The organism is Shewanella sp. GutDb-MelDb (assembly GCF_002836075.1).
Classification (GTDB): Bacteria; Pseudomonadota; Gammaproteobacteria; order Enterobacterales; family Shewanellaceae; genus Shewanella.
This window is the reverse complement of the sequence record NZ_PJBM01000108.1, coordinates 1-22,401: the sequence shown is the minus strand read 5'-3', so window position 1 is coordinate 22,401 and position 22,401 is coordinate 1. Positions and strand designations below refer to the sequence as shown.

21 protein-coding genes are annotated in these 22,401 nt (G+C 43.4%); 9 read left to right on the top strand and 12 right to left on the bottom strand.

Translation table 11 applies throughout. The features are described from left to right. Nucleotides 1-503 precede the first annotated feature (503 nt). The 6 genes from ruvB to CXF82_RS01865 form a co-directional block, all read right to left on the bottom strand. Entirely contained in the window at nt 504-1,514 is a 1,011-nt protein-coding gene (ruvB, locus tag CXF82_RS01890) for a Holliday junction branch migration DNA helicase RuvB (protein WP_101092047.1), read from the bottom strand. Between the two features lie 9 nt (nt 1,515-1,523). After that, nucleotides 1,524-2,141, bottom strand: a complete 618-nt coding sequence (ruvA, locus tag CXF82_RS01885; RefSeq protein WP_101092046.1) for a Holliday junction branch migration protein RuvA — start codon at nt 2,139-2,141, stop codon at nt 1,524-1,526. Further along, nucleotides 2,138-2,659, bottom strand: coding sequence for a crossover junction endodeoxyribonuclease RuvC (gene ruvC, locus CXF82_RS01880; protein WP_101092045.1), 522 nt, complete (start codon nt 2,657-2,659; stop codon nt 2,138-2,140). The genes ruvA and ruvC overlap by 4 nt, the downstream gene beginning before the upstream one ends. A 5-nt stretch (nt 2,660-2,664) precedes the next feature. Next, complete coding sequence (locus CXF82_RS01875) at nt 2,665-3,408, bottom strand: YebC/PmpR family DNA-binding transcriptional regulator (protein ID WP_101092044.1); 744 nt, start codon at nt 3,406-3,408, stop codon at nt 2,665-2,667. A 108-nt stretch (nt 3,409-3,516) separates the two neighbouring features. Beyond that, nucleotides 3,517-5,298, bottom strand: coding sequence for an aspartate--tRNA ligase (aspS, locus tag CXF82_RS01870; RefSeq protein ID WP_101092043.1), 1,782 nt, complete (start codon nt 5,296-5,298; stop codon nt 3,517-3,519). A gap of 162 nt (nt 5,299-5,460) precedes the next feature. Continuing rightward, nucleotides 5,461-8,283 (bottom strand): diguanylate cyclase domain-containing protein, encoded by a 2,823-nt coding sequence (locus CXF82_RS01865; RefSeq protein WP_257982712.1) that lies wholly within the window; start codon nt 8,281-8,283, stop codon nt 5,461-5,463. A 151-nt stretch (nt 8,284-8,434) separates the two neighbouring features. On the opposite strand from CXF82_RS01865, the gene cmoA reads away from it, so the two are divergent. The 8 genes from cmoA to CXF82_RS01825 are packed head-to-tail and all read left to right on the top strand — an operon-like array spanning nt 8,435 to nt 17,060. Continuing rightward, nucleotides 8,435-9,166: a carboxy-S-adenosyl-L-methionine synthase CmoA gene (gene cmoA / locus CXF82_RS01860; RefSeq protein WP_101092042.1), complete on the top strand. Its 732-nt coding sequence runs from the start codon at nt 8,435-8,437 to the stop codon at nt 9,164-9,166. Next, the gene (gene cmoB, locus CXF82_RS01855; protein WP_101092041.1) at nt 9,163-10,155 is read left to right on the top strand and encodes a tRNA 5-methoxyuridine(34)/uridine 5-oxyacetic acid(34) synthase CmoB; all 993 of its coding nucleotides are present in this window, start codon (nt 9,163-9,165) and stop codon (nt 10,153-10,155) included. The genes cmoA and cmoB overlap by 4 nt, the downstream gene beginning before the upstream one ends. Before the next feature lie 21 nt (nt 10,156-10,176). Next, a complete protein-coding gene (locus tag CXF82_RS01850) occupies nt 10,177-10,929 on the top strand; it encodes an ATP-dependent zinc protease family protein (RefSeq protein WP_101092040.1) in 753 nt (250 codons plus the stop codon). Between the two features lie 14 nt (nt 10,930-10,943). Next, nucleotides 10,944-12,449: a UUP1 family membrane protein gene (locus CXF82_RS01845; protein ID WP_101092039.1), complete on the top strand. Its 1,506-nt coding sequence runs from the start codon at nt 10,944-10,946 to the stop codon at nt 12,447-12,449. Nucleotide 12,450: 1 nt separating this feature from the next. After that, the gene (locus tag CXF82_RS01840) at nt 12,451-13,401 is read left to right on the top strand and encodes an alpha-L-glutamate ligase-like protein (RefSeq protein WP_101092038.1); all 951 of its coding nucleotides are present in this window, start codon (nt 12,451-12,453) and stop codon (nt 13,399-13,401) included. A gap of 31 nt (nt 13,402-13,432) precedes the next feature. Next, nucleotides 13,433-15,112, top strand: coding sequence for a M3 family metallopeptidase (locus tag CXF82_RS01835; protein WP_101092037.1), 1,680 nt, complete (start codon nt 13,433-13,435; stop codon nt 15,110-15,112). Next, complete coding sequence (locus CXF82_RS01830; RefSeq protein ID WP_101092036.1) at nt 15,057-16,157, top strand: DUF3541 domain-containing protein; 1,101 nt, start codon at nt 15,057-15,059, stop codon at nt 16,155-16,157. The genes CXF82_RS01835 and CXF82_RS01830 overlap by 56 nt, the downstream gene beginning before the upstream one ends. 3 nt (nt 16,158-16,160) lie before the next feature. Then, nucleotides 16,161-17,060, top strand: coding sequence for a LysR family transcriptional regulator (locus CXF82_RS01825; protein ID WP_101092035.1), 900 nt, complete (start codon nt 16,161-16,163; stop codon nt 17,058-17,060). 38 nt (nt 17,061-17,098) lie between these two features. On the opposite strand, the gene CXF82_RS01820 is transcribed toward CXF82_RS01825, so the two are convergent. Then, nucleotides 17,099-17,347 (bottom strand): chemotaxis protein, encoded by a 249-nt coding sequence (locus CXF82_RS01820; protein WP_102043582.1) that lies wholly within the window; start codon nt 17,345-17,347, stop codon nt 17,099-17,101. 475 nt (nt 17,348-17,822) lie between these two features. Here CXF82_RS01820 and CXF82_RS01815 point away from each other — a divergent pair, with 475 nt between their 5' ends. Then, nucleotides 17,823-18,188 (top strand): response regulator, encoded by a 366-nt coding sequence (locus tag CXF82_RS01815; protein WP_102043581.1) that lies wholly within the window; start codon nt 17,823-17,825, stop codon nt 18,186-18,188. 273 nt (nt 18,189-18,461) lie between these two features. Here the strand turns inward: CXF82_RS01815 and thiH are convergent, their stop codons facing one another. From thiH to thiE, 5 genes are all read right to left on the bottom strand, one after another. Next, nucleotides 18,462-19,568, bottom strand: a complete 1,107-nt coding sequence (gene thiH / locus CXF82_RS01810; RefSeq protein WP_101092032.1) for a 2-iminoacetate synthase ThiH — start codon at nt 19,566-19,568, stop codon at nt 18,462-18,464. 36 nt (nt 19,569-19,604) lie between these two features. Then, nucleotides 19,605-20,369: a thiazole synthase gene (locus tag CXF82_RS01805; RefSeq protein ID WP_101092031.1), complete on the bottom strand. Its 765-nt coding sequence runs from the start codon at nt 20,367-20,369 to the stop codon at nt 19,605-19,607. 1 nt (nt 20,370) lies between these two features. After that, nucleotides 20,371-20,574: a sulfur carrier protein ThiS gene (gene thiS / locus CXF82_RS01800; RefSeq protein WP_102043580.1), complete on the bottom strand. Its 204-nt coding sequence runs from the start codon at nt 20,572-20,574 to the stop codon at nt 20,371-20,373. A 49-nt stretch (nt 20,575-20,623) separates the two neighbouring features. Further along, entirely contained in the window at nt 20,624-21,439 is an 816-nt protein-coding gene (locus tag CXF82_RS01795; protein WP_102043579.1) for a HesA/MoeB/ThiF family protein, read from the bottom strand. After that, on the bottom strand, nt 21,426-22,401 hold a 976-nt coding region (thiE, locus tag CXF82_RS01790; RefSeq protein ID WP_102043578.1), incomplete at its 5' end, for a thiamine phosphate synthase. The genes thiE and CXF82_RS01795, both read right to left, overlap by 14 nt.

Sequence of the window (22,401 nt, the reverse complement as noted above, 5' to 3'; positions counted from 1 at the left end):
TGGTTTTGACAGTTCGACCTCACGATTTTGCAGTTTGATTTTACCTAAAGTTGTATTCGAACGCGCACAAGTATCACTTAAACGTTGATCAACATGTCTAAACCCCGCCACTAAAATATTCAACACCCATTAAGAATGAGGGACTGTCCACTGTTGTCATTAATGGGAAAGGGAATTAGCCGTTCGTTCGATGCAACACTGCTCGATAATAATGACTATCAAGGAAAGTAATGAGTCACATCGGATACGGAGCCCCCATTCAATTAGCCAATAAGCATAAACTAAATCTAAAAACGCTGCGGCTTAGATAAAAACAACACTTACAAGCCCTTTCAGGCCATGAGTTTAGAGAATTCAGGCATCGGCGGGGAAATGATGGTGATGGCTGCAAAGGTGGTTATGGGTAAAAAATGCGACTGCAGGTGATAAGCGCCCGCAGTATATATTGTGGATTGAAGAGCAATCATAACGCGATTGCTCAAACAATGAAGTAAACGGAATGCTTACTTAGATTCTGGTTGGATCATATTAAAATGGTTATAGGCCCGTTGCGTTGCAATACGTCCACGTGGCGTTCTTTGTATAAATCCTTGTTGGATCAAAAACGGTTCCAGTACGTCTTCAATCGTTTCGCGCTCTTCACCAATCGCTGCCGCTAAGTTATCAAGCCCTACAGGGCCACCCATAAATTTGTCGATAATGGCAAGCAGTAGTTTTCGATCCATATAATCAAAACCTTCCGCATCGACATCGAGCATGTCTAAGGCTAACTCTGCAATCACCTTGGTCACATCTCCACTATGTTTAACCTCTGCAAAGTCACGTACTCGCCGCAGTAAACGATTGGCAATACGAGGTGTACCACGAGAACGTTTGGCTATTTCAACCGCGCCTTCTTCGTCAATTTCTAAGTCCATCACTTTTGCAGAGCGGAGCACAATGGTGGATAAATCTTTAACGTTGTAAAACTCTAAGCGCAGCGGAATACCAAATCTCGCCCGTAACGGAGAGGTCAATGAACCGGCTCTTGTGGTGGCTCCCACTAATGTAAATGCCGGTAGATCCAGCTTAATAGAACGCGCCGCTGGTCCTTCACCAATCATAATATCTAATTGGTAGTCTTCCATCGCGGGATACAAAATCTCTTCTACTACCGAACTTAATCGATGAATTTCATCAATAAATAAAACGTCGTTCTCTTCAAGGTTAGTCAACAAAGCCGCTAAATCACCCGCCTTTTCTAGCACAGGCCCTGATGTAGACTTTATATTCACGCCCATCTCATTGGCAACAATCATCGCCAATGTTGTCTTTCCAAGACCCGGAGGACCATAAATCAGCATATGATCTAACGCTTCGCCACGCTTTTGCGCGGCTTCAATAAAGATTTTCAACTGTGCGCGAGTATCATCTTGCCCCGTATACTCGTCCAAAAGTTTAGGACGCATCGCCCTATCAATGACTTCTATAGGTTCGATAACGTGTGGTTGTATTAGGCGATCAGCTTCAATCATCGGTTATCCTTAAAGCATCGATTTAAGTGCTGATTTAATCAGCGATTCAGAGTCTATACCGTCAACATACACTGCAGAAACAGCTTTACTCGCTTGCGCTGGTTTATATCCGAGCGACAACAGTGCGCCAATAGCATCTTCTTCGGCAGTATTGGCGACTACGGGAACGGTATAGTTTGATTGCAGCATAAACTCTCTTTCAGATCCTACCGATGCTTCCATCAGGCTCTTGAGCTTATCACGCATTTCAATGAGCAAACGTTCCGCCGTTTTCTTACCGACGCCAGGCAACTTTACCAACGTAGCAATATCATCTCTGCCTACGCAAGCGACAAACTCACCCGCTGTCATGCCCGATAAAATGGTCAACGCCAGTTTTGGCCCGACGCCATTAGTCTTAATTAACAACCTAAAGAGTGCACGTTCCTGCTTAGAGATAAAACCATACAATAATTGCGCATCTTCTCTGACCACGAAGTGGGTAAAAACAACGGCCTCTAATCCTATTTCGGGTAACTCATAAAAGCTTGTCAGTGGCATTTGGATCTCATACCCCACACCGCCAACATCGATAAGCACTTCAGGTGCTTGTTTTTCTACAAGTAGACCACGTATACGACCAATCATTTATATCTTCCGTATGTACTTGAATTCGCTTTGCCGCCCATAGCAACCAAGCTTTGACTTGTATGAAAATGACATACCGCAACCCCTAATGCGTCAGCCGCATCGGCTTGAGGTGCACTCGGCAACTTTAAAATTTGCTGGATCATGTGCTGTACTTGCTCTTTTTGTGCCCTACCTGTGCCGACAACTGATTTTTTTATTTGAGTCGCACTGTATTCAGCAACGGGTAAATTTGCTGCGGTGGCCGCCACAATGGCAGCACCACGCGCTTGACCAAGCTTAAGTGCTGAATCCGCATTCTTAGCCATAAACACCCGTTCAATAGCAAATTCATCAGGTTGGTATTGTCTGATAATTTCGGAAAGACCATCAAAAATTTGCTTAAGACGCAGTGGTAATTCGTCTGAACTGGTTCTTATACAACCGCTACCAACATAAACATGTTGGCGACCAATACATTGAATAACACCATAACCGGTGATCCTAGAGCCTGGATCAACGCCTAAAATAATAGCCATATCGCTTATTCCAGCCCCGCCATGACATCGTCAGAAATCCCACCATTGTGGTAAACCTCTTGCACATCATCATGATCTTCAAGATTATCGATTAAGCGTAAAAACTTTGGTGCCGTGCTCGCATCAAGTTCCGCTGTTGTGGATGGCAACATGGTCACTTCAGCATTCACCGCTTCAAGCCCTGCAGCATCCAATGCATCTTTTACTGCACCAAAATCCTCTGGTGTGGTAAATACATCAATAGAACCGTCTTCATGCGCAATAACATCATCAGCACCAGCTTCAAGTGCGGCGTCCATAACAGTATCTTCATCTACATCTTGATAAGAAATAATACCTTTTTTATCAAACAAATAAGCCACAGAGCCATCGGTGCCTAAGTTGCCGCCTGATTTACTAAACGCATTTCTGACGCCGGAAACCGTACGGTTTTTGTTATCCGTCATGGTTTCAACTAATACCGCTGTACCGCCAGGACCATAACCTTCATAGATAATGGTCTCTAATATTTGACCATCTAACTCGCCAGCACCGCGTTTTACCGCTCGCTCAACCGTGTCACGCGTCATGTTATTTGATAATGATTTATCGATGGCTGCCCGCAATCTTGGATTTGAATCGGGATCAGAGCCACCTTCTCTTGCAGCGACAGTGAGCTCACGGATAAATTTAGTAAAAAGCTTACCACGCTTAGCATCTTGCGCTGCTTTACGGTGCTTAATATTGTCCCATTTACTATGACCTGCCATCTCTTTCTCCTACATTCGATTCTCTAGAAAATAAGCATTTCATCATGCCCATCACCAAAATTATTCGAAAAAAAAGCCGAGTCTAAACTCGGCTCTTTTTAACAGTATTTACTGCTCGTCTTTGTTCTCTTCCGCAATGACACAGATACCCAGTTCAACTAACTGCACTGGATTTGCAAAGCCAGGCGCATTCGTCAACGGACATGCCGCCGTTGTTGTTTTAGGAAATGCCATTACATCACGAATTGAGCTTGCGCCCGTCATCAACATGATGATGCGATCTAAACCAAATGCTAAACCTGCATGTGGCGGCGTACCATAACGTAACGCTTCAAGTAGGAAGCCAAACTTTTCGTTCGCTTCTTCGTCATTAATACCTAGAATTCTAAATACTGCTGACTGCATCTCACTATTATGGATACGTACCGAACCGCCACCTAACTCACAACCGTTCAATACCATATCGTAGGCATCTGAAATAGCGCCAATAGGATTCGCTTCCAGTTCTGCTGGTGTCATATTGCTCGGCGCGGTGAATGGGTGATGCATCGCATGCAATCCACCATCTGAAGTCGGCTCAAACATCGGGAAGTCAACGACCCAAAGCGGTTTCCAATCGCCTTGTAGTAATTCAAAATCTTCACCCGCTTTCAAACGAAGTGCGCCCATAGCTTCGGCAACGATGTTCGCTTTATCTGCGCCAAACAGAATTAGATCACCTGTTTGTGCACCGGTGCGCTCAAGCAGTGCGGTAACAACATCTTCAGTTAAAAACTTAAGCACTGGAGATTGAATACCTTCCATGCCTTTATCAAGGTCATTAACCTTCATCCACGCTAAGCCTTTTGCGCCATAAATAGTGGCATATTTTGCATAGTCATCGAGATTCTTGCGTGAAAGTTTAGCGCCGCCAGGAATGCTAAGAACGGCAACTCGCCCTTCTGGATCGTTTGCAGGGCCATTGAACACAGCAAACTCAACATCTTTTACAAGATCAGCAACATCAATTAGCTCAAGTGGGTTACGTAAATCTGGCTTATCTGAGCCGTAACGACGCATCGCTTCAGCGAAGGTCATTTTTGGGAATTCACCCAAATCAACATTCAACAATTCTTTAAATAGACCGCGAGTCATCTCTTCTGTTTTAGCCATCACTTGCGCTGAAGACATAAACGAGGTTTCAATATCTATCTGAGTAAATTCTGGCTGACGGTCAGCACGTAAGTCTTCATCACGGAAGCACTTCACGATTTGGTAATAGCGGTCAAATCCAGACATCATCAACAACTGCTTAAATAGCTGTGGAGATTGTGGCAAAGCGAAAAACTGACCTTTGTAAGTACGACTCGGCACTAAGTAATCACGTGCACCTTCTGGTGTCGCTTTGGTCAGGATTGGCGTTTCAATATCTAAGAAACCGTTCCCATCAAGAAAACGTCTAACAGCACTGGTCACTTTAGAACGGAATACGATACGGTCAGCCATTTCAGGACGACGTAAGTCTAAGTAGCGATACTTTAAGCGTTGCTCTTCAGTATTGTGCTGGTTTTTGTCCATATTAATTGGCAATGGAGCAGAGCTGTTTAATATGGTCAGTTCAGATCCAAATATCTCGATTTCACCGGTGCGCATATCTGCATTAATCTGGCTATCGGGTCTAGCGCTAACTCGACCTTTAATTTGAACACAAAACTCACTGCGTAAGGTGCTTGCTATCTCAAACACCTCAGGAAGATCTGGATCATAAACAACTTGAACAATGCCTTCTCTATCACGCAGGTCGAGAAAAACAACGCCGCCTAAATCTCGGCTACGATTAACCCAACCCACTAGGGTTACTTCTTGACCAACGTGAGACTGATTAACGTCCCCACAATAATGACTGCGCATTTAACTCTTTCCTTTATTCCACAAAACGATGTTTGAAGATCTGGTTCAAAACAAGACAAAAGCGGCATTATAGAGACATATTGCCGTTTTCCAAATAACTTATCGACTAGTCGGTTAAGTATCAGCCAATTTTCAAAAAAAATGAATAGATTTAACCGAATGTTACTGCTGTTGCGAATTTCTGGATGATTTTCCGCCGGCATTCTTAGCACGATACATATGTCTATCCGCCGTCTTTAATAATGTATCAACACTGTCACCATCCGCAGGGTATAACGCAATCCCCATACTGGCAGATACCGATAGTGAAAGTTGATCAATCACAAAGGGGCTCGACAAGCGCTGTAGCAACAGTTCTGCTACATCATTTGCCGCGGATATCGAATCCACTTTATGAAGTATGACAATAAATTCATCGCCACCTAATCTACCGACCGTATCGGCACGTCTAACAGCGTTGTTCAATGCTTGGCTAATCGCAATAAGATAGTCGTCACCAACATGATGACCGTATTCATCATTAATGGCTTTAAAACCATCAAGATCAACAAAAATAACGGCAAACTGTGACATTTCTCGACTATGGGTCAATATTGCCTGCTCCAATCGTTCCTCTATCATTGAGCGATTAGGGAGTTTGGTTAAACTGTCATGTTTAGCAAACAGCGCCATCTTATTCTCGGCCGCAATTCTTAGCGCCACTTCTCTGCGCAAACGCCTATTTGCCAACAAGGCCACAATAACCAATACCGCAAGCGCGCTAAAAACAATAATACTTAACCGCAATCTATTTTCAAAATCCTCACGACCAAACTCTATTGTTTGCGATACCCATTTTTGATGAATCTTTTGCTGCTGAGCACGATCAATGTTGTCAATGACGGTATTAATGAAAGGTAACAAAAGCTGTTGTCGCTTATTGATACCAATGTGGCTACGCTGCTCAGAAAAATCAACCAACATCGACATTTTGAGTTCAGAAAATTGGCCTTCTTTCAGCCCCGCACTTAAATTCATCACTTTATCGATAAAGACATCCGCTAAGCCTTCATCTACAGCATTTAGACCAGCGTGACTATTGGGCACCAATACTAACTCTAATGTGGGGTACTCTTGCATTAAATCAGTAACAATATGGTAGCCCTCAACAACCGCAAGTCGCAAGCCTTTGAGCTCCGTTAAACTAAATATACTAACGCTATCTAACGAGCTAACCAATCCCCATGGCGCTGGCCAGTAAGAGTTGGAAAATACTAACTTCTCTTGACGCTGCGCCGTAGGCACAATACTACCCGACATGTCGATATCACCGCGTAATAGCGCATCTAGCAATGTCTGCCAATTACTGAATTCGACATAGTTGAGCTTCAAACCAAGCTCCTGCGAAATGATCTTAAATACCTCGCTATTAATCCCTGCGTAATCACCATTGTCGCTTTTATATTCCATCGGAGCCCAATTATTAACAAAACCCACTTTAATCTCACCCATGCTTTTTATCATGGCGCGTTGTTTTGAGTTCAGCTGGACGAGTTTTTTGGTCGAGGAATAAATTCTATCGGCAGGATTTAAAATCCACTTTCTTTCAATCGCAGCCAACTCCGAAGAGTTAATAGCGGTAAACCCTTTTGAAATACGATCAGAAAAATCGAGATCATTGTTTCGATTTAATACATAAAGGTCGGTTTTAAAATGGATCGGTTTAAATTGGTAAAAATCTTCCCAGCGATCTTTTAACAATAAGTAGTGTTGTGTCCATGCTGCTGCCGCAATAAAGCCGTCCACTCTGCCCGATTCAGCAGCTTCTATCATCTGCTGGACATTGGCCACATAGTAAAAATCAGAATCCGGCAGGGCTTCAATTAACTCGGTTAGATAAGGCGATGTAGGCGCGACTGCAAAAACTTTTCCCTTTAGCTCTTCAACTGTTTTAAAAGACGTTTTATAGGAAAACAGCCTGCTGCTAACTTGATAGATCAGATGGGCTCGATTAAGTCCTGACTTCATAGACTCACTTTCGGGGTAACCCAGCTGCACATCCGCGATGCCCCGTTGAACATTCACGATGCCTTGCTGCATGTCTCCAGCAATAAAGCGTATCGGCAACCCCGTTTTATCCGACCATAATTTCCAAATATCAACCAATAAACCATGTGGTAAACCGTTGGGACCAATATCCGCATAGGGTTCAACTCCGGTCTGCATCGCCACGACAACTTCGTTCTGGCTGCGCTGTATGCCCAGCCAATCACGTTCAATGTTATTACGTTCTACTGGCGTAACTAAACTGAATCCTTGCATTACGGTCCGTAACAATGACGCTTTACCCTTTTTAACCGCCGGATAAAATGCAAACTCACTAATCGCGATACGCCGATTAACTGGAAATGACATGATCACTTTTTGACTAATGTTGCTCTCACGCAGGTAACCTTCAAGACCTGCAAAGACAAAAACGTCATTGTTAATCACCGCATCCAGTAACTGTTGACGATTAGCGTAATAAGCAAAAGTCAGCTTCGGCTGCTTTTCGAGCAACGCGTCAATATGGGCTGCGCCCTTAACAACACCAATTTTATAAGGAATAAGCTTTTCTAAGGTATTGATACTGGTCAAAGCTTTATTAATATAAAGGTAGCCATTTACCTTTGAGATAGGTTCAGCAAAATCGAATAATTTTAGCCTCGCAGGCGTCTTTGCCATCCCAATGTGAATATCGGCAAGTGATTGCTCAACATTGTCTAAAGATTGCTGCCAATTAACGGGCCTAAACACAACGTCTTGTTGATTAAGACGGGCCCATTGCCGCCAAAAATCGACTAAGAGACCATCAGCGACCCCGTTTTCATCGACATATTGGAACGGGTAACTATCATCGCTCATTGATATCACTAATGGCTGCCCGCTATCTTTAGCTGCAGAAAATACTGATGTCGAAAAAAAGACGGAGAAAACAGTCAGCAACACGTAAGCGTTATATTTCAATTACAATCCCTATAAAAGGTCAACTATCTGTAAATAATTTGTATCTATAATGCTATTAGACAAAATTTTATGAGGAATTTCCAGTACTAGTCTTGCTGGTTGCAGATATGTTTAGCTAGAATAAGGAGTTGAATCCCCACTATTTGATCACATGAAACTTTCTCAAGACGACCTATATGCTAAACCGTACCAACAAGTCAGCGATTTTCAATTCGATGATAAAGTGGCAGGTGTGTTTAATGACATGATCCGTAGATCTGTACCAGGATACGGGCAAATCATTAATACTATTGGAGATTTAGCACAAAAATATGCGGTGCCAAACAGTAAAGTGTATGATCTAGGCTGCTCTTTGGGCGCGGCAACGTTAAGTATTAGACGTCGAGTAGAGGGCCGTAATTGTCAGATAATCGCCGTCGATAACAGTGAATCCATGGTTGAACGCTGTAAAGAAAACCTTTCTGCTTATGTCAGCGAAACCCCCGTGAAGTTAATTTGCGGCGATATCCGCGATATCGAGATAGAAAATGCCTCTTTAGTCATACTCAATTTCACCATGCAATTTCTTGCGCCTGAGCATAGAGAAAACTTGCTCAAAAAAATCTATGATGGGTTGTTACCTGGTGGGCTTTTAGTCTTGTCTGAGAAGATTTACTTCGAGCAAGACAAAATTCAATCCACTTTAGATGATTTACATCTCGATTTCAAAAGAGCAAATGGTTACAGTGAGTTAGAGATCAGCCAAAAAAGAAGTTCACTCGAACATGTCATGAAGCCAGATACGCTTCAACAACATGAAATACGGATAAGAGAACAGGGTTTTAGCCAGTTTAGTGTCTGGTTCCAATGTTTTAACTTTGCATCTATGGTGGCAATTAAGTGATAAGTTTTAGCTCGTTTTACAAACAAATTTCGGACTCTAGTCTACAACACTGGCTAGAGACCCTCCCAGCCATTCTAGGTGAATGGCAGCGAGAACATAAACATGGTTCGCTGCCTAAATGGGAAAAAGTGCTCAACAAATTGCATTATCCTACACCCGATAGCATTGATTTTAAAACCAGTGTAACGATAGGTTCTGGTAGCCAGTTATCGACAGGCGAACAAGAGAAACTTGAAAACCTGTTAGCGATATTTAAACCTTGGCGTAAAGGCCCATATTCTATTCATGGGATAGAAATCGATACAGAATGGCGCTCAGATTGGAAATGGGAGCGTTTAGCACCGCATATTTCACCTTTAGCCAACAGAACGGTACTGGATGTAGGTTGTGGCAGTGGTTATCACATGTGGCGTATGCTGGGTGATGGTGCTAAACATGTGGTAGGAATTGACCCATCACCCCTGTTTATGTGTCAGTTTGAAGCCGTTAAAAGAATTGCTGGTAACGACCAACCGATTCACTTCTTGCCGTTAGGCATTGAAGAACTGCCCCCCCTTGATGCATTCGACACCGTCTTTTCGATGGGAGTACTTTATCATCGCCGCTCGCCAATCGATCACCTGATCCAACTCAGAGATCAATTACGTACGGGTGGAGAACTCATTCTAGAGACCTTAGTCATTGATGGCGACGAGAACACTGTTCTAGTCCCAGAAGACCGCTATGGAAAAATGAATAACGTGTGGTTCTTACCTTCAGTTGCAGCGCTCATGCTTTGGCTTAAAAAGAGCGATTTCATCAATATACGTTGTGTTGACATTGATGTGACCTCCTTAGCAGAACAAAGAAGTACGAGCTGGATGCCGAATGAGTCATTAGTCGATTATTTAGACCCTAATGATGTTAGCCTTACCGTTGAAGGTTATCCTGCGCCAAAAAGAGCAACCATCATTGCCACCAAAAACCAACCAAATAAAGATTTAATCTAGCCGATAGTAATGGGAAGCACTATGTTAAAGCAGATAATTTGTATCGCCGCCATCGCAACCGCAATAAGCGGTTGTGCATCAACTAAAGACGTCAACGCACCTATGCCCGTTGATGCAACTGTGCTCGAAGCCAGTTTGAATCAACAAGAAGTTAATATTGTGAACGCAATTGATTCGTGCAAAGAGATGCAAACAGCAAGCATGACAACCTTGTCTGCCCAGCTAGCGCAATTAGACGAAAAAATCACCACTCTGAATAAAAAAGATAAAACCGCTGTTATCCCGGTTATTGCACCAAAACAATGCCCTCCATCACCGCTTCAAGGTAAGTTTATTCTAGGCGCAGTCGAAAATGTCTATGTCGATGAAATAAAAGCAAGCTTTAACACTCGCATCGATACTGGTGCAGAATCATCTTCACTAGATGCTCATAATATTATTTTATTTGAAAGAGATGGTAACCAGTGGGTTCGATTTGATGTGCTCACTAATGGCGCTAAACAGCCGGCACAAACGTTTGAATCTAAAGTCGAACGCTTCGTGCGGATTAAAGAATCTGATGATAAAACGGACAGACGTCCTGTTATCCATGCACACCTCGAGATTGGTCAATACAAAGCTGAGACAGATCTAAACTTAAGCGACAGAAGTCACTTAGAGTTCCCACTGTTACTTGGCCGCAAATTTATGCAAGATATTGCCGTGGTTGATGTTGGCCAAACTTATATCCATGGAAAGAAAAAAGGCGATAGTGCATCGTCTGCTTCTAAATAATAGGAATACAAATAATGCATTCTAGAAAGCCTTTTTATATTTTAGTTGCCTTGCTCTTTATTGCAGGCATCACCGCGAGTGTTTATCGCGGCATTGAGCACAGCGTACCTTTTTTCCCCGGCAAACAAGTTCAAAGTTGGGCCATTGATGCAAAAGTCAGCTTCCAAGGGACCGGCGAGCCTTCTGAGGTCTCTTTCTCTTTACCTGAAGATCCTGCTTATGAAGTCTTAGTCGAAAATGCAACATCACCCGGCTATGGTTTAACCATCACTAATAACAAATATGATCGCCGCGCAATATGGTCTATTCGCAGCGCGACGGGCCAACAAGATCTCTATTATAAAGTGACCTTGATCCCAACAGGTCAAGAGCAACTGCTTGCAAAGGGTGAACCAGAAGCACCAACGCCTTATATGTGGCCAGCAACTGAAAGTGCCGCAGCCACACAGGCGACGGAAGAGGTTTGGGCTAAAAGTGCCACTAACCTTTCGTTTGCTCAGCAGCTCAACAAAGAGCTGAATGCTAATGAGCGCAGCCAAAATATTGAACTACTACTGACCGGAAACTCACCGAATAAGTTATTCATGAGAATGCTGCACAACAAGGGCATTCCAGCTCAGGAAGTGAGTGGATTATTCCTTGAAGACCAGCGCCGCAGACAACAATTGACCACTTTCGTTGAAGTGTATAATGACGGTGAATGGCACTTATTCGACCCAGTCAAAGGAACTCAAGGCCGTCCAGAGAATCTATTGCTCTGGGATCGTTCAGGAACATCTGTACTCGATGTCATTGGCGGCGTTAACTCGCAAGTTAATTTCTCAATGTTACAAGATACTCGTTCCGCCCTTGCGACTGCCATTGATGTAATGAAGAATGACAATGCACTTGATTTCTCTTTGTATCAATTACCGCTTGAGGAGCAAAGCCTTTTTAAAGGTATATTGCTTATCCCAATCGGTGTGTTAATGGTGGTGTTTTTACGCGTACTGATCGGCATTAAAACCTCAGGTACGTTTATGCCGGTGCTAATTGCCCTCGCCTTTATCCAAACAACACTCATTACAGGACTGGTGGGCTTTTTGCTAATTGTGGCATTTGGCTTGATGATCCGCTCATACCTATCTGAATTGAACCTGTTGCTCATATCGCGGATCTCCGCCGTGATTATTGTGGTTATCGGTATTATCGGACTCTTTACCTTAATATCTTATAAGTTCGGTTTAAGCGAAGGTCTCACAATTACATTCTTCCCGATGATTATCTTGGCATGGACAATTGAAAGAATGTCTATTCTCTGGGAAGAGGAAGGCGCTAAAGAAGTGGTTATACAAGGTGGTGGTAGCCTATTTGTAGCAACATTGGCTTACTTAGCCATGAGCGCGACTTGGGTTCAACATTGGGTATTTAACTTCCTTGGAATTCACCTCGTGATCTTGGCCCTCGTGTTATTGATGGGACAATATACGGGTTATCGCTTGCTTGAGCTAAAACGCTTTAAGCCTTTGGCTGGAGAATAATATGTTTCTCGCTAACCCCTCTGCTTTAAAGCGTGGCGGTGTTTTGGGTATGAACAAGCGTAATATCGACTATATTGGTCGTTATAACCCGCGTAAGTACTACAAACGAGTCGATGACAAGCTAACCACAAAGCAACTCGCCCTTGCTAATAATATTGCCGTACCTGATCTTATTGGTACTGTCTCCGAGCAACACGGAATTAACGATATTCCGGCAATGGTTAATGACACAGTTGGTTTTGTCATTAAGCCATCAAAAGGCTCTGGCGGCAAAGGGATCCTCGTGGTCACTAAAGTCGAGAATGGTCGCTATTACAAGCCAAACGGTCAGGAGGTTACGCCTTCTGAAGTTTATCGCCATGTATCAAATGTGCTCAGTGGACTGTTCTCATTAGGCGGTAATCCCGATGTCGCGATTGTTGAAGGCTTAATCCAGTTTGATCCGGTGTTCGATGGCTACTCCTATGAAGGCGTGCCAGATATCCGTTTAATCGTGTTTAAAGGCTTCCCGATTATGGGGATGATACGCCTATCAACGGCAGCATCAGACGGTAAAGCGAATCTACACCAAGGTGCAGTGGGTGTTGGAGTTGATATTGCAACAGGAAAAGGGCTGCATGCCGTCCAGTTTGATAAACCTATTGACTTGCATCCAGATACCCAAAAGAAGCTAACTGACATTCAGGTGCCGCACTGGGATATGCTGCTGCATACCGCCTCTAAAGCCTATGAAATGTCTGAGCTCGGCTATTTGGGTACCGATATGGTGCTCGATAAGTATAAAGGTCCTTTATTACTAGAGCTAAATGCGCGTCCAGGCCTTGCGATTCAAATTGCAAATGGCTGTGGGATCTTGGCAAACTTGCGTCATGTTGAGCAGATGCCAAACCACAACATGTCGGTTGAAGAACGTGTGGCTTACGCCAAGATACACTTTAGTGCTAACCGCTAGATTCAAAGTAAACCTTGTTGGATTAGTTATTATGCTAACAAGTATGGTCCACACGGCAGCCTGTGCTGCCGTGTCGCCTATTCCACTATTGGTTGAGCAATGCCTGCGCTATCGTTTTCCAACTCATGCTATTGACCCCACCTTAGACAGTAATACCAATGCCATTAAACTTGAACGACAGCTTATTGGCTTTTTCAATATTAACGATCGAATTAAGTATTATCGTCAATATCCGCTCTCTTATTCTGATAGAGAACTCGTACTCCAATGCCAGCTATACCTCGCTGATGAACTGGCACTTTTTTTAGATTCCTCACCGTTTCAAACTTTACAATTTAGCTTTGCCAATAACGATAGTCAGCAAATCACGGCCCTGCTAAAACGTATCAATCAGTTATCAAAGAGCAGTCAATCCCCCAGATACAAAGCACAACTGCATACTGCACAAGCTGCGTTTAAGCAGGAAGTGAGCTCGCAAGCATTAAGCTTGAATATTCAAGATAAAACCTGTGAGCTTTCCCATAACACTGCCGATGAAACAGAAAATAATTTCAACGGTTCATTAGCCAGTTATTTGATTAGGCAGCCTGATGAGCTGTGTCGAAAGCGTGTTTGGCAAGCCTATCAATCACGAGCATCAACTAAAAATAAAACCGCATTAGACACCATTAAAGACTTAAGGTCTCAACAAGCGCGACAGTCAGGTTTTACTGATTACAGTCAATTCAAATTACATCAACAAATGTTGTCATCTTCAGAGATAGTTGAGCAATTTTTGCTGTCTCAAACCAAGAACATCAACATAGCACCATGGAACCTTGGTCGGGCGCTTGCGTCTGCCCCTTCTTCTCCGGTCACCGCAATGGATTCGGGCAAATGGCTCACTTTGGTGGCTAAAGAACTTGAAGTGTTAGCCATACGTTTTGAGTGGATAAATGAAAAATCGATTCGTGTATGGCATAAGCAGCGACTACTCGGTGATATTTATTTAACTGAAAATAAGAAGATCGCCGTCAAACCAATTCGACAACTTGTTGTTGGACACCAGTTCGGTCAAATTGAACTGTCATTACCAATAAAACTAACGCGATACCAACAACAAAGGCACGCCGTTAAAGCCGTTGCAGCGGCAATAAAAAAACTGAGTAAAGGTCATCAATTTTATTTGCTCAACACCTTAGGTGAAACGGCAGATAGTAATAATATCGATGCATTGTGGATAGAGTATTGGTTATTAGATAAACTACTTAAAGCCCCTAAACAAGGTTCTCGAGAAGCCATACTGCAACTCTATTCAGAGCAACTTTCGCTGTTTCGCTCTAAAGTCGCACTGGACTTATACCGAGCAGACTCAAGCTCACCGCAGTTCGACCTTAATAAGCAGTTTTCACTAAGCTTCGAAAAATACTGGGATAAAATAGAAGATGCGCCCTTTACCTTTAGTGCTATTGTTTACGAAGGTCCGCTTTATTATCAAAAATTATGGCAACAAAACGTCGCAAATTATATCTATCAATCGACCAAGGGCTGCCAAAATCAAGCCGTTATTTTTGACACTTTGGTGGTGAATGAACCTTCCGACAGTATTGAAGTAATCCTTCAAGAGCTATTGGGATCGCCGATTACCGCTGTTCCACTTATAAAAAGGATTCAATATGCCTTCGATACTCCGAATAAGTACCCTAGCCGCTGCACTTTTTTGCGCCAGTAGTTTCGCATCAGCCCCTTTGGTCACTGAAGCGGCTAAAAGTGAAGTCTATCAAGGAATTAAAGCTAATCTTGAAACGCATCTATTTGAGCTACCTCCGCGAGTTCAAGGCCACTATGGCATTAGACAATATAGAATGACCGGTGACAGTCGATATGCCAATGCAGCATTGGTTGACCTATATGCGGTAACAGAAGCCCAAGCCTTCTACGCTTGTAATCTTGATAAAAAAGACTTCATCAGCAACGAAGCAACCAAAGCCATCTCAGTTTTGGGTAAAGGGCCGAGAGCTAAGGCGCGTAAAAAAGCCTTAAAGCCTTTTCCAGAATTTATCTTCTACACCGACGTATTGTTACGCTACTCAAGCCGCATTGATGAATTTGGTCTCACTGGCCCATGCCATGAACAATTGATCACTACCTTGAAAAAAGCCGATCTAAAAACCGGACTCACTGACAAAGCCATGATAGAAACATGGGCTGCTCAACTCATTAACTATGTCTATTGGGCAAAGCAGATTGGTGTTGGGGATTATTTAGCGGACTATAAAAGTGCATTCATTGGTGTCTACCCTGATAGCCAAGATCAACAGCTCGATAAAAAGCAGTATCGGAATAAGCTCTATGGTATGACCCATTTCATTTTCGCCGCTAGCGAATATTATCAGCATGATGTTGATGCAAAAGAGTTTGCTTGGATTTTAGATCATTTTGAGAAAAATATTGACCGGATCCTTGAAGACGCTACTGATGATATTATTGCAGAGGTTGGCATCAGCTTCCTACTTGCAGGACAACCCCATAACCCCGTTGTCGCCAAAACTCAACAGCATATAATCAAGGCTTTCAATCAACAAGAGCAGATGATCACTTCGCCTCGTGGCAATCCAGATCTGGCGATGGGTGAGCATCGTAATGTGTTAGCAATGATGCTGCTTGATTGGCCAGAAAAACTGCATAAAGGCCCCTATTTGTCTGAACTAAAAGCAACCAAAAAATACTTGCCAAAGCAGGTTCAGTCTAAACAACAAACAAATAGTGAACGCTAAAAAATGGATAGAGCAAAATCTACATTAGAGCAGTGGCGTATTATACAAGCGGTTGTCGATTACGGTGGCTACGCCCAAGCTGCGGAAAAACTGAACAAGAGTCAGTCTTCACTCAATCACGCCGTTGCTAAGCTGCAATTTCAACTCGGCGTTCAACTGCTTGAAGTTAAAGGCCGTAAAGCCTACCTCACCGAGTGTGGCGAAGTACTGCTACGCCGGTCGCGCCATATTACACAATCGGTGAATGAGTTGGAGCTGCTGGCCAATAATTTAGAAACCGGTTGGGAACCGACACTGACAATAGCACGTGAAATTATCTATCCTATGGATGATCTTGTTGATGTACTCAGTCAATTCTATCCTCTTAGTCGCGGCACACGCATTACAGTCATCGATACGGTATTAACCGGTACGTCCGAACTTATTATCGATGAGGCTGTGGATATTGCCATCTGTGGTGGCCCTCCCCCTAAAGGACATTTGGCTGAGCCTTTAATTGATATTAACTTTAATCTCGTGTGTCATCCTGAGCACCCACTGGCTCAGTACGATGTGATTGAAGAAGATGAAACGCTTGCTCAGCACCTGCAAATTGTCATCAAAGACACCGCGCTAAGCCCCAATACTGACTTGGGTTGGCTCAAAGCTGAGCAGCGTTGGACGGTAACAAACTTTCACGAAGCCATTGTTATTTTAAAAAAAAGGATGGGGTTTTGCTGGCTGCCAGAGGATGTGGTGCAGTCTCTTATTGAAAATGGAGAGCTAAAAAAGCTCCACTTGAAAGGTTCATCTAAACGCAAAGCAACGCTAAGTTTGGTTATCCCTAATAGAGATAAACAAGGGCCCGCGAGCGAGTTAATCGAGTCATTGATAAAAAAACATCATTTAATCGATACTATTTGAAAATTAAAAAACGCTCGAAAGAGCGTTTTTTGTGCTTTCTACACTTCAATATTAATCAAAGTTCCGATGGTCTCAGATGAGGCCTCAATAACCTCGGCTGATGCTTGAGCGTGACTTACGGCATGCGTAGCACTTATTAACGCCGATTGACTATCACTGCTGTCGACTGTCGTAGTTGAAGACACCGACTGACTTGAACTTGCCACATCAACCGTTGCTTGGGTTAAATCAGACTGTGCGCTTTGAAAACCATTGTGCCCTGAAATAATACTGGGAGGTATTTGCATAACGTGTCTCACTTTTAGTAAGTGTTTAGATTATCAAGTAACGTACTAAAAATGTACAGCATTTATGTAAAGATAACGCTGACTAACCCATCATTAAAGTGCATTACTGACGGCTTCAATGGCTTCGCTATTTAGCAAGGTTTAGATTTAACGTCAAAGCTAGCAAAAGATTATACTTTGCATGATCGCTACAACGCCTTTCTCACCGAACTCAATGACCAGTCACACCGCCACTTCTAAATAACCGTTATCAGTGACGTTATTCAGCTTTAGTTCAAGGTTTATAGCGTAATCTTTTATTGTCAGCTTCAACGGAAGTGTCTTTCAAGTGATGAATATTTTTACTCACAGATATGAGCAATCTATACTCTCTATAGAAAGTGAGGTGAAGATGGGTTTAAAATAGCCACTATTGTTTTTAAATGATACGGTAAGGTTAAAAAATTAATTAGACTAGGAAGAGGAAACTGTTTATATGGATAAACCTAAAATACTCATTGTTGATGATGACCCCATTTGCTCAAGCCTGCTGCTATCAGTATTAGGTGATGACTATCATGTCATTACAATTAATTCAGGCATACACGCAATTGATCTTGCTAGTAATTTACAACCCAACTGTATTTTCCTTGATATCATGATGCCAGAAAAAAATGGCTATCAAGTGCTCAAAGATCTAAAGAGCAATAACTTAACAAATTTAATTCCCGTGATCATAATTAGCGGTTTAAATGAAGATTCAGATGAAGATTTGGCCCTAAGATTAGGTGCCCAAGACTACATTTTTAAGCCTATTAATCCTGATGATGTATACAACAAATTAAAAACACATCTTAAATGAGCTTAGTGAGTTAACTTATTGACTGGCAGGCTGTATAAAGCGTATTCGGTGTCTTTTATCATGCAGCAGTTGCGCAAAAAAATTGTCTTTAGCCATGCCTAAATCAACTCGTATTGAATCGGTACATTGCGCTAAACCAATGACCCAATTTATCAATTAATTGGCAATACCCTACTTTCGATGCCAATAAGAGGGATAAACTTTGCAGCCTAGTGTTTAAAAAACTACTCCCCCCCCTCAATACTCGCATAAAAAACACTAATAAATGCCTCTTTACCAGCCCATTTCCCAATCTTTCCACACCGGATTGAAGCCTCGCGCATTCATTGCAGCAGCCACTTGTTGTGGGCTACGATCATCACTGATCTCAAATTGATCTAACTGCGAATTTGGCTCATCGTAACCGCCAGGTTGTGTTGAACTGCCGGCGCTCACATTAGTCACACCCAATGCAAATAGATTATCTCTCAGCGCGGGGGTTTCACGGGTAGATAAGCTTATTTCAAGTTGCTGATTAAATAATCTGAACGCACAGATCATTTGCACTAAGCCTGCATCCGTTAACTCAACTTTAGGTGAAACGCCACCAGTACAAGGTCTTAAGCGTGGCAGAGAAATACTATAACGACTGCGCCAGTAATGCTTCTCCAAATAAGCCAGATGATGTCCCATCAACAATGCATCCAAACGCCAATCATCAAGGCCCAGTAATACGCCTAAACCTATCTTATCAACCCCAGCTTGCGCTACTCGTTCTGGTGATTCTAAGCGATGACTAAAGTCTTTCTTTTTACCACGCGTGTGGTGCTTAGCATACGTCACGGGATTATAGGTTTCTTGATAGAGCATAACAGCATCTAGACCATCTTCTATCAACGACTCGTAGTCGCTCTTATCCAACGGCTGAACTTCCATGGCAACATGGCTAAAATGCTGCTTTACCAGCGGCAACATCTGCTTAAAATAGGGTAAACCAACTTTAGTGTCGTGCTCACCCGACACTAAAAGAATCGCGTCATAACCCATCTGTTTGACTAAAGACATCTCTTTAAGCAGTTCAGTTTCCGATAGCGTTTTGCGTTTAAGCTTATTACTCATGGTAAAACCACAGTAATCACATTCGTTAGCGCATAGATTTGAAAGATACAGCGGGATATACATCCCGAGACTGGCACCAAAACGCTGCCGAGTCAGTGCAGCAGAGCGCTGCGCCATCTCTTCAAGATAATGTTCAGCAGCAGGTGACAGCAATGCGAGCAAACTATTGAGATCGCCAGCCGGGCTTTGTAACGCGCGTTCAACCTCTTGCTTCGTCGTCGAATATAGCGACATTTGTAGCTCACTGCGGGACAACTTTTTAAATTCATCGACAAAGCTCATAAAATCGCCTTTTGATTATGCTCAGGCCAGATAGCATTAAACATTTAAAAAACCTGTGAGGGGGCTCGTGCTATTTGCATGCTTACTCTCACGACCAAGCCCAGCCAAATAAGCCGTTCTGCCAGTCTCTACTGCCTGAGCAAAACAGCGGCTCATGGCAACAGGATCGGCACTACTGGCAATAGCGGTGTTAACCAATACGGCGTCCGCGCCCAGTTCCATAGCTCTTGTCGCTTGCGACGGCGCGCCAATTCCTGCATCAATCACCACTGGCACATTAGACTGCTCAATAATCATTTTAAGAAATGGCTCTGTGGCTAAGCCTTGATTTGAACCAATAGGACTGCCAAGTGGCATCACAGCAGCGCAGCCCACCTCTTCTAAACGTCGACATAAGACAGGATCGGCATGCACATAAGGTAATACCACATAGCCTTGCTCGCATAAAATACGCGCCGCAGCTAAGGTTTCGATAGGATCTGGCATCAAATATTTTGGATCTGGATGGATCTCAAGTTTTATCCAGTGAGTGCCTAACATTTCACGGGATAAATGCGCCGCAAAAATGGCCTCTTTGGCATTACGAGCGCCCGCTGTATTAGGCAGCAGTTTTACCCCACTGTCTTGCAAGGGTTTTAATATATTATCGCTACCTGTCTTCAAATCGAGACGTTTAACCGCCAACGTTACCAGTTGCGACTGCGATGCACTAACGGCTGCAAGCATGTCACTTGCATGAGAGAACTTACCCGTTCCCGTAAACAATCGTGAACTAAACTCTGTATCACCAATTCTTAACACATTAACCTCCTGCAACGACTGAAAACACTTCTAACTGATCATCCTGCTGACACACAATATGCGGCCAACGGCTTCTCGGTACGACTTCAGAATTTAGCGCTATCGCCACCGCATCGAGTGCAATGGTTTGATGCTCCAATACCTTAACAAGTGACGTTCCAATTGAAACGGTTACAACTTCATCATTGAGTACAATGCTGATCATCTGTCTATCTCCTAGATCTCTAATCTTTAGATTGCTCACGGTTTGAGACTCATGACGCCCTGCACACCGTACAATCAGGGTCCCGTGCCAATTTTGCTTGCCGCCAAGTAAATTTAGCGCCATCGAATCGGTATAATTGCCCCAATAACTGATTGCTATCGACTTGAGTCTTTAGCTCATCTATCTGGTGATCCGCTTTTGCATTATGACTAAGCAATAAATTCAAGCTCATTAATGCCTGCATTGACGCCAAGGTGCCCACCATAGGCCCAAGTACGCCGACCGTTTGACAACTCTGACTGACGCTCATGTCGCTTGGGTATAAACAGTGATAACAACCAGTATCAGGACATTGTTGTTGGTTCACACTCAGTAGCTGACCTTGAAAGTTAGCCGCAGACGCTGATACCAAGGTGACCTTATGCTCAACGGCCAGCTGATTGACAACTTGCCTAACCGAAAAATTATCTGAGCAGTCCAACACCAAATCGAATTTTGGCTGATTGGCATTAAACAGCTCGACCCCATTGTCTGCCGTCAAATAGCGTTGAAAGCTATTGAAATGACTATCGCTGTAAGCTCGCATTAGCTTTTTGGCAGCGACATGGGCTTTGTTGCCTCCTAAATCCTCAACAGTAAATAGCAACTGTCGAGGAAGATTGGAGCGCTCAATGATGTCACCATCAATGAGCGTTATCTGGCCAATGCCAGCGGCAGCCAAGTACTGAGCAGCCAAATTGCCTAAACCGCCCACCCCCACAATAAGTACATGAGATTGACTAAAGATGCTTTGCCCGCGTTCGCCCACTTCAGGCAGTAAAATTTGCCGTGAATACTGCATAAATGCTTGATCAGAGAGCGCCATTGCTTACTCCCAACGTCCATTCATCTGCCAATGTTTTATAGGCTTTTGCAGGATCATTAGCTTCAGTAACGGCTCGAACCACCGCCACATCATCAACACCACTGGCTTTCACCGCAGCAAGATTACCGGCATCAATACCGCCAATAGCAACAATTGGCAGCTCTCCTTGCATGAGATCAACATAGCGAGCCAGCTTGCTTAGCCCTTGAGGCGCCGAAGGCATCTGCTTAGTGGTGGTGGGGAATATGTGCCCAAAAGCGATATATGATGGCTGGTGCTGCATTGCCAATAAGATTTCAAAATAACTATGGCTCGATAAGCCCAGTGCAATATCAGCTTCGTTAAGTCGTTTTAAATTGCTTTCAAACAGATCTTCTTGGCCTAAATGCACACCGTAGGCTTGGTGCTTTATGGCCAGCTGCCAGTGGTCATTAATGAACACTTTCGCTCTGTAGTCTCGGCCCAGCGCGATTGCTTGAACAATTTTTTGCTCAAGCAAAGGATCGTTTTCATCTTTAACCCGCAGTTGAATGGTTTTGGCGCCTGCACTGAGCAGTTGCTGCAAAAGATCAATCTCTGCAACCACAGGATAAACGCCTAATGGCTCAACGATTTCTTTAAAAGCATAAACCTGCTTACTAATGGCATTAACGCCATAAAGGGACTGATTCAATGATGAAAGAGGCTCAATAAAGGGATATAACAGCAACTCATTTGGCCAACCGCAGCGCGCTAAACAACTAGGCCCACTACCGGGTTGATAACTGTAGTGTAAGCCCTGCGACACATAAGCTTTTGCAACCACAACGGCGTCATTCAATACAAATCCATGTGCCATAACGGCAGCAATTGCCGATGACAATGTGCAACCAGTGCCGTGACTATTGTTAGTGGCTATTCTTGGCGATGTTAACCAAAAAGTCTGGTCTCTATGCAAACTAGAGGTCCCTGTCACTTGGTAG

Bases quoted from the DNA above. Each gene is read 5' to 3' on its own strand.
- CXF82_RS01830 (WP_101092036.1), top strand. From the start codon at position 15,057: ATGCCTTCGATACTCCGAATAAGTACCCTAGCCGCTGCACTTTTTTGC.
- ruvC (WP_101092045.1), bottom strand. From the start codon at position 2,659: ATGGCTATTATTTTAGGCGTTGATCCAGGCTCTAGGATCACCGGTTAT.
- CXF82_RS01825 (WP_101092035.1), top strand. From the start codon at position 16,161: ATGGATAGAGCAAAATCTACATTAGAGCAGTGGCGTATTATACAAGCG.
- CXF82_RS01875 (WP_101092044.1), bottom strand. From the start codon at position 3,408: ATGGCAGGTCATAGTAAATGGGACAATATTAAGCACCGTAAAGCAGCG.
- CXF82_RS01840 (WP_101092038.1), top strand. From the start codon at position 12,451: ATGTTTCTCGCTAACCCCTCTGCTTTAAAGCGTGGCGGTGTTTTGGGT.
- CXF82_RS01850 (WP_101092040.1), top strand. From the start codon at position 10,177: ATGTTAAAGCAGATAATTTGTATCGCCGCCATCGCAACCGCAATAAGC.
- thiH (WP_101092032.1), bottom strand. From the start codon at position 19,568: ATGAGCTTTGTCGATGAATTTAAAAAGTTGTCCCGCAGTGAGCTACAA.
- CXF82_RS01845 (WP_101092039.1), top strand. From the start codon at position 10,944: ATGCATTCTAGAAAGCCTTTTTATATTTTAGTTGCCTTGCTCTTTATT.
- thiS (WP_102043580.1), bottom strand. From the start codon at position 20,574: ATGATCAGCATTGTACTCAATGATGAAGTTGTAACCGTTTCAATTGGA.
- cmoA (WP_101092042.1), top strand. From the start codon at position 8,435: ATGAAACTTTCTCAAGACGACCTATATGCTAAACCGTACCAACAAGTC.
- CXF82_RS01820 (WP_102043582.1), bottom strand. From the start codon at position 17,347: ATGCAAATACCTCCCAGTATTATTTCAGGGCACAATGGTTTTCAAAGC.
- CXF82_RS01795 (WP_102043579.1), bottom strand. From the start codon at position 21,439: ATGGCGCTCTCTGATCAAGCATTTATGCAGTATTCACGGCAAATTTTA.
- aspS (WP_101092043.1), bottom strand. From the start codon at position 5,298: ATGCGCAGTCATTATTGTGGGGACGTTAATCAGTCTCACGTTGGTCAA.
- ruvA (WP_101092046.1), bottom strand. From the start codon at position 2,141: ATGATTGGTCGTATACGTGGTCTACTTGTAGAAAAACAAGCACCTGAA.
- CXF82_RS01835 (WP_101092037.1), top strand. From the start codon at position 13,433: ATGCTAACAAGTATGGTCCACACGGCAGCCTGTGCTGCCGTGTCGCCT.
- CXF82_RS01815 (WP_102043581.1), top strand. From the start codon at position 17,823: ATGGATAAACCTAAAATACTCATTGTTGATGATGACCCCATTTGCTCA.
- ruvB (WP_101092047.1), bottom strand. From the start codon at position 1,514: ATGATTGAAGCTGATCGCCTAATACAACCACACGTTATCGAACCTATA.